This window comes from Streptomyces bohaiensis, assembly GCF_012033785.1.
In the GTDB taxonomy this organism is placed as follows: Bacteria; Actinomycetota; Actinomycetes; order Streptomycetales; family Streptomycetaceae; genus Streptomyces; species Streptomyces bohaiensis.
Genome location: NZ_JAAVJC010000273.1, coordinates 1 through 6,254 on the forward strand (window position 1 = coordinate 1; position 6,254 = coordinate 6,254).

The window sequence follows — 6,254 nt, forward strand, 5'->3', positions numbered from 1 at the left end:
GCCCGGGATCCGCCGCGCCGCCCGCGGCCGGACCGGCGGCCCCGCTCGTCGCCCGGCTCCACCGGTTGCGGTGCCGGGTCGCCGACCTCGTCGACCACCGCGCCGGCCAGGACCCGACCGCCGGGGAGCCGCTGCGCGGCCTGTACCTCTCCGAACACGCCGTCCGGTACCTGCTGAGCGCGGAGCGCCCCGGCCCGCACGCCCCCGCCGGCGCCGCACGGGAGGAGGGGCCGCCCGCAGCGGCGGACGACGGGGACCGCCTCGCCGACCTCGCGGCCCGCTGCGGCCTGACCGGCTTCGACGCCGCGGTCCTGCTGCTCGCCCTCGCCCCCGAGGTCGACCGCGACTTCGAAGGGCTCTACGGCTACCTCAACGACGACGTCAGCCGCCGCCGGGCCACCGTGGGGCTCGCGCTCGACCTCTGCGGCGCGCTCCCGCACGACGCGACCGCCCGCGCCCGGCTCCACCCGACGGGGCCGCTGCCGGCGCTCGGCCTGCTGGAGGTCGAGGAGCCCGACCGCCCGTTCCTCGGCCGCGGGTTGCGGGTGCCCGAGCGGCTCGTCGCGCACCTGCTGGGCGACGACACCCCCGACGCGACCCTCGCGCCGCACCTGCGCGTTCCGCCGCCGGTCGACTCCGGCGAGGGGGGCGTGCCCGGCCTGCTCGCCGCGCTGCTGGCCCGCGGGCCGGCCGTCGTCCACCTCCGGGAGCACCGCGAGGGCGACGGCCTCGGGTGCGCGCTGGCCGCGCTGCGCGCCGCCGGCACCCCGACCCTCGTCTACGACGGGCCGGCCGAGCACGCCGGCGCCCTGCTGCGCGAGGCCCGGTTGTCGGCCGCCGCGATCGTCGTCCCCGCACTCCCGGAGCAGCCTGCGGAGCTGCTGGCCCCGCTCACCGGGCAGCGGGACGTGACCGTCCTGGTGGCGGACCGCCGGCCCTACGACCCGCAGTGGTGCCGCCGCGACCCGCTGGTCCTCGACGCGCCCCGCCGGGCGGCCGCCGGGGTACTCGACTGGTCCGCCGCGCTGGGACCGGAGGCGGCGGGCGAGTTCGACCTCGCCGCCACCGTCGCGCCGTACCGGCTCGGTGGCGAACGGGTCCACCGCGCGGCGCGGGCCGCCCGCGAGCTGGCCGACTTCGAGGGCGTCCCCCTGGGCCCCGGCCACCTGCGCCGCGCGGCACGGCAGCAGTCCGCCTCCGGGTTGGAGCAGCACGCGCGACGCATCCGCCCCGACGTGGACTGGAGTGACCTGGTCCTGCCCGACCGGCCGCTGACCGACCTCCGCGAACTGGCGTCGCGTGCCCGGAACCGCGAACTCGTCCTCGGCGACTGGCGGCTGAGCGCCGGCGGCGGCCGCGGCCGGGGGGTCCTCGGCCTGTTCGCCGGCGAGTCCGGCACGGGAAAGACGCTCTCGGCGGAGGTGGTGGCCGCCGAACTCGGCCTGGACCTCTACGTGGTGCAGCTCTCCTCGGTGGTGGACAAGTACGTCGGGGAGACCGAGAAGAACCTGGAACGCATCTTCACCGAGGCGGACCGCACCGACGCCGTGCTGCTCTTCGACGAGGCGGACGCCGTCTTCGGGAAGCGGTCCGAGGTCAAGGACTCCCACGACCGCTACGCCAACCTGGAGTCCGCCTACCTGCTGCAGCGGCTGGAGTCCTTCGACGGGGTGGCACTGCTGACCACCAACCTGCGCTCCAACATCGACGACGCCTTCACGCGTCGGCTGGACATGGTGGTGGACTTCCCGTTCCCCGACCCCGCGCAGCGACTGGCGCTGTGGCACCACGGGTTGAAGCACGTGCCGCGGGTCGACGGTCTCAGCCCCGACGTGCTCGCCGACACCTTCGAACTGGCCGGCGGCTCCATCCGCAGCGCCGTCGTCACGGCGGCGTACCTCGCCGCCGGCCGGAGCGAGCAGGTGACCCAGGCGGATCTGCTGGAGGGCGCACGGCGCGAGTACCGCAAGGCCGGCCGGCTGGTGCCGGGGGAGGGCAACTGGTAGCGGCCCGCTGCTCCGCGTCCGCGCCGCCCGGTGGCCACGCCCCGACGGCCCGCGACCGATGGTCGCGGGCCGTGCCGGGCGGGTGGGGGCGGCCTCAGATGTCGGCTGCCTCCTCCTCGGTGAGGATCCGCCACTCCCGGTCGTCCCGGCCCGTGATGCACTCGTGGATCTCCAGTCGGGCGCCAACGCGGGTACTGGCGGAGCCGCCCACCTCCAGGCAGTAGTCGTTGCTCGACTTGCTCCGGATCCAGTAGTTGCCGGGGACGGGCTCGTCGAGCCACCAGAGCTGGTTGTTCTGGAGGGTGAAGTCGCAGTACCACCCGCCCACCTTGGTCCGGATGGGTTGGCCGCCCCTGCCGGGCAGGTCCATGCAGTAGCCGTCGGCGACGTTGCGGATCACGAAGAGCTGGACCCCGTCCGGGCCGTGGTCCTCGTAGGCCACCTCCAGGTCCCAGCGCTGGTTCGGCTCCTCGATGTCGCACTCCTTTTGCACGACGTGGCCGTCGGGCTTCCCCGGGCCCTCGCCGGGCAGCCCGGCGCACCGGCCGGTGTGGACGTTGTAGAGGATGACCTCGCGGGCGGGCAGCAACGGGTGGCCCGTCTCCTCTTCCTCCTCCTCGCCGCCGCCTCCGTCGTCGCCGCCGGCACCGTCCGGTGACACCATTTCCTCGGGCGCCTCCTGCAGGGGCGGTTCCGCCGCCGCGGGCTCGTCCGGGGGCGGGGCCACCGGCTCCGCGGGGAGCTCCGGCTCGATGTCGGGCCGCGGGTCCAGCGGCACGGAGTCACCGGACATGCCGACCTCACCGGCGCGGCTCTTCGCCACCGGATCGTGGGTGATCCACAGGATGACGAAGGCGAGAGCGAGGGCCGCCATCAGTCCCAGGGCGGTGGCGAGCCACGCGGGAAGCAGGCCGCGTTGGTGGAAGGTGCCTTCCACCTCGACAGGGTCGGCCTGCGAGCGCTGAAGCTCCAGCCGGTAGGGATGCTCCTCGGCGCCACCGAACCAGATGGCCTCACGAGGCTTGATCCTCGTCCGGACGAACACCGCGCGACCCGGCTCCACCTGGATGTTGCTCGGCTGGAGCTGGAACGAGAGCTGGTCGCCGTTGCCCACGCCGCCGACGGAGGCGGTGAAGCGGGTGTTGCCCAGGTTGTCGACCGCCAGCTGCGGGCGACCGCGAAGCCACCCCTTGACGACCGGAGGCACCAGCTCGGCTCGTAGATCGGTGAAGGGGGTGATGGTCAGGTTCCCCTCGGGAACCGTCACGGCCTCCGGATGTTCGGTGGGGGTGATCCGCACCGCGTAGGGGTTGGGGCCGGCGGTGGCGTCGGGGCTGCGAGGCGGCGCGAACGTCAGCTGCACCGTCCCTGTCGTGCCCGGGTAGAGCCGCAGCGTCTGCGGCTCCACCGTCGTCCAGGGCGACACGGCGCCCACCGGCTCGAATCGGTACTCGTCCACCACGTCGCCGGTGTTCCGCACCCGAAGCCGCACCTGGGTGACGGCGCCGGGGTCGACGGTGGCGGAGGCAGGTTCCAGGGAGGTCCACAGGGTCACTCCTCGCACGCTAGCGGCGCGTCCACCTCCGCCGTGGAAGCCGCCGGGCAGAGCTGGTGACCGAAGAGACCTGCGGGGTTGCCCCGTTGCGCGCCGCTTGCCCGAACGGGCGCCGGGCCGACGCCGGCCCCGGAGCGTCACCGGGAGTTCCCGGCGGCCGGCCCAGCCGAGCGCCGCTGCGGGGCGGGAAGTCCGTCACGCCCGGTCGGCGCCACGCCGAACGGAGTCTCCCGGACCCCTTCCGCAGTGTCCGCCGCGGCGGCTGTCGCCACCAGGGACCCGGGGGCAGTCCGTCGTGCAGGGAGTACTGCCCCCGAGGGCGACGTTGGCGGGGAACTGCCCCGAAAGGCACAAAAGTTGCCCCGTACGCGGTACTGAAGGCCGTTTCGGTGGCATGCGGGCACGCGCGAGGCTGAAGAACGTTCCTCACTCGTACCCCGGAAGAGAGCAGAACATGCCGTCCTATCTGTCACCCGGCGTCTACGTCGAGGAGGTGGCCAGCGGCTCGCGTCCCATCGAGGGGGTGGGCACCTCAGTGGCGGCCTTCGTCGGGCTCGCCCCGACCGGCCCGTTGAACGAGCCGACGCTGGTGACGAACTGGAGTCAGTACGTCGCGTCCTTCGGGGAGTTCACGGACGGCTACTACCTCGCCCACTCCGTCTACGGCTTCTTCAACAACGGCGGCTCCGCCGCCTACGTGGTCCGTGTCGGTGGCGGCTCCGAGGAGGCCCCCGCCGCCGCGACGGCCACCGCTCCGGTCGCGCTGACCGCCGGCGCCCCGGCCGAGCTCGGCACCTTCACCGTCCACGCCCTGCCCGCGGCCGACGCCGAGCGGCTGAGCGTCGAGGTGACGGACACCGCCGGTGAGGGCCCCGCCGACCGGTTCACGCTGACGGTCAAGGACGACGGCAAGCCGGTGGAGTCCTTCGACGTCTCCGCCAAGAAGAGCAACCGCGCCTACGTGGTCAACCAGGTCAAGGAGCGCTCCAAGCTCATCGGCGTCACCGAGGCCGCCCCCGCGGGGCAGCTGGCGCGGCCCGAGAACCAGTCGGTCACGCTGCCCGCTCCCCGGAGCGGCGCCGTGCAGACCGCCGACGAGCCCGCCGACAGCGGACACGCCGGCCCCGGCGACTACCTCGGCGACTCCTCGGACCGCACCGGGTTCGGCGGGCTGGAGGCGATCGACGAGATCTCCATGGTCGCGGTCCCCGACCTGATGGCCGCCTACGAACGCGGCGCCATCGACGAGGAGTCGGTGAAGGCCGTCCAGCTCGGTCTGATCGCGCACTGCGAGCTGATGGGCGACCGCGTCGCCATCATCGACCCGCCGCCGCAGCTCAACGCGCGCCAGGTGCGCGTCTGGCGGCAGGAGACCGCGGGCTACGACTCCAAGTACGCCGCCATGTACTACCCGTGGATCAAGAGCTTCGACCCGGCGACCGGCCGGGCGCGCATGATCCCGCCGAGCGGCCACATGGCCGGCATCTGGGCCCGCAACGACTTCGAGCGCGGCGTCCACAAGGCCCCGGCCAACGAGGTCGTCCGCGGCGCGGTCGACCTCCAGATCCAGATCACCCGCGGGGAGCAGGACCTGCTCAACCCCATCGGTGTCAACTGCATCCGCTCCTTCCCCGGCCGGGGCATCCGCGTCTGGGGCGCCCGCACCCTCTCCTCCGACCCGGCCTGGCGCTACCTCAACATCCGCCGGTACTTCAACTACCTGGAGGAGTCGATCCTGCTGGGCACCCAGTGGGTGGTGTTCGAGCCCAACGACCACGCGCTGTGGGCCCGGATCCGGCGCAACGCCTCGGCGTTCCTGGTCAACGAGTGGCGCAGCGGCGCCCTCTTCGGCGCCCGCCCCGAGCAGGCCTTCTACGTCAAGTGCGACGAGGAGACCAACCCGCAGGAGTCGGTGGACCTCGGCCGCGTCATCTGCGAGATCGGCATCGCGCCGGTCAAGCCCGCCGAGTTCGTGATCTTCCGCCTCGCCCAGTTCTCCAGCGGCAGCGGCGAACTGGAGGAGTAGCAGTACCCGTTCCGTTGACCGGCCCGGCCGCAGCGCCCGGGCCGGTCACCGACCGGCCCCGCACCGCAGCACCGCCCCCGCCCCGCCCCGCCTCCCACCGCGCGGGCGCGACACCCCGAGAAGGACAGCGAGCACATGAGTCTCCAGCAGGGTGACAGCCTCACATCACACAACTTCGGCCTCCAGATCGACGGGGTCATGGTGGAGTACCTGACGGAGGTGAGCGGACTGTCCATGGAGCAGGACGTCATCACCTACCAGCAGAACTCCGCCAACGGCCCGCCCGTGGTCCGGAACCTGCCCGGCGTGAAGAAGAACGGCACCTGCACCGTCGTCCGCGGTATGACGGAGTCCCCGGCCTTCACGCAGTGGATCAACGACTCCATCGCCGGTGACATGGGAACCGCGCGGAAGAACGCGTCGATCATCATGATGGACTACCAGAACACCGAGGTGAAGCGCTACAACTTGCGCAACGCCTGGTGCAGCAAGATCGACACCAGCACGGTCAAGGCCGGTGACGCCTCCGCGCTCACCGAGACCGTCACCATCACCTTCGAAGAGCTGGTCATCGACTAATGCGGCGCACCGCACCCCGAGCGCCGGGCGCGGCGCCCGCCGCGCCGGCTCCCCGGGCACCCGGGTCGGCGGCGCCGGAGGCCGGCGC

The 6,254-nt window shown here is 73.1% G+C and carries 4 protein-coding genes; 3 read left to right on the forward strand and 1 reads right to left on the reverse strand.

The window, feature by feature from the left end:
* Positions 1-2,006: ATP-binding protein (locus HCN52_RS20635; RefSeq protein WP_168089957.1), on the forward strand; the 2,006-nt coding region annotated here is incomplete at its 5' end.
* Positions 2,007-2,100: 94 nt separating this feature from the next.
* Here HCN52_RS20635 and HCN52_RS20640 read toward each other — a convergent pair.
* Positions 2,101-3,561: an RICIN domain-containing protein gene (locus HCN52_RS20640; protein ID WP_312876805.1), complete on the reverse strand. Its 1,461-nt coding sequence runs from the start codon at positions 3,559-3,561 to the stop codon at positions 2,101-2,103.
* A gap of 454 nt (positions 3,562-4,015) precedes the next feature.
* On the opposite strand from HCN52_RS20640, the gene HCN52_RS20645 reads away from it, so the two are divergent.
* Positions 4,016-5,587, forward strand: coding sequence for a phage tail sheath family protein (locus HCN52_RS20645; protein WP_168089958.1), 1,572 nt, complete (start codon positions 4,016-4,018; stop codon positions 5,585-5,587).
* 135 nt (positions 5,588-5,722) lie between these two features.
* A complete protein-coding gene (locus tag HCN52_RS20650; RefSeq protein WP_168089959.1) occupies positions 5,723-6,166 on the forward strand; it encodes a contractile injection system inner tube protein in 444 nt (147 codons plus the stop codon).
* Positions 6,167-6,254: the final 88 nt, after the last annotated feature.